Source organism: Streptomyces sp. WM6378, from assembly GCF_001279695.1.
GTDB lineage: Bacteria > Actinomycetota > Actinomycetes > Streptomycetales > Streptomycetaceae > Streptomyces.
This window is the reverse complement of record NZ_LGDD01000244.1, coordinates 1-266: the sequence shown is the minus strand read 5'-3', so window position 1 is coordinate 266 and position 266 is coordinate 1. Positions and strand designations below refer to the sequence as shown.

At 74.1% G+C, this 266-nt stretch carries 1 pseudogene; it reads left to right on the top strand.

The features are described from left to right. Window positions 1–266 (top strand): annotated as a pseudogene (locus tag ADK54_RS19665) (carbamoyltransferase HypF); the annotation flags it as partial.

Here is a 266-nt window from a genome sequence, read left to right as displayed (position 1 = left end):
GCCGGGCACGCGGCCTCGCTCCCGCCCCGATGCCGCTGCCCCGGCCCGCCACGATTCCGCTCGTCGCGGTCGGCGCCCAGCTCAAGCACACCTTCGCGCTCGCGGCCGGCCCCCGGGTCCATCTCAGCTCCCACACCGGCGACTTGGCGGACGCACGCACCCTGGACGCCTTCGCCCAGGCGTACCACGACCTCAAACACCTCACCGGCCTGGAGCCGCAGGCCGTCGCACACGATCTGCACCCCGGCTACCTCTCCACCCAGTGG